This window comes from Thalassolituus sp. UBA6592, assembly GCF_002433655.1.
Classification (GTDB): Bacteria; Pseudomonadota; Gammaproteobacteria; order Pseudomonadales; family Oceanobacteraceae; genus Venatoribacter.
In genome coordinates this window covers 68,780-69,496 of the sequence record NZ_DJIO01000105.1, presented here as the reverse complement: position 1 = coordinate 69,496, position 717 = coordinate 68,780, and the positions used below count along the sequence as shown (strand labels likewise).

General features: G+C 51.6%; 1 protein-coding gene. It reads left to right on the top strand.

Annotated elements, in window-relative coordinates:
- Positions 1 to 398 precede the first annotated feature (398 nt).
- Positions 399 to 717, top strand: a 319-nt coding sequence (locus tag B2Z72_RS09945; protein ID WP_297004688.1) for a cytosine permease, incomplete at its 3' end; no start/stop codon positions are given.

The following is a 717-nucleotide window of genomic DNA, read 5'->3' as shown; positions in this document are numbered from 1 at the left end:
CCTAGTAACGGCACTGTGATATTGCTGAGCATGACCGGCCAGGCCAGTGCCCAGATGCGGCTCTGGCTGATGGAAGAGTTAGATGGAGCAGAGGCAGATGTCATGGTGTTCAACAGCAGATAAAAGACAGTGCGCATGATACCCGGCGCAGTTGATAAATGCTCCGCCAGCGGGCACGCAGCCGTGAATGCCTGCTTTGTGATGGAGCACAGTGCGCGCCTGTCTGTTTCGTATAAAAACGGCACGGTTGCTAATTGTGCATAACGCACAACTAAATTCTGTGTAACTTGTTGGTAATGCCAGCGCACACTGACATGATTGTGAAATAAAAGTGTCTGGTACGCCCGTTGCTGTGGCTTCCGTGATAATTCAGATAATATTGCCCGGCGGAGGAACCTATGAACGAAACTGATTACCCCTTAAGCGAAGTGCCCAAAAGTGCCCGTCAGGGCCTGCTGCCAATGGCAGCTGTACTGCTCGGTTTTACTTTCTTCACTGCCACCATGTGGGCTGGCGGTACCTTAGGTAAGGCTTTCTCTTTTTCTGAACTGCTGCTGGTGATTGTGGTGGGCAACCTGTTGCTCGGTGCCTACACCTCAGCGTTAGCTTTTATCGCTTATAAAAGCGGTCTGAACTCGGTACTGATGGGACGTTTCTGCTTCGGCGAAGTGGGCAGCAAGCTGTCTGACTTTGTTCTCGGCTTTACCCAGATCGGCT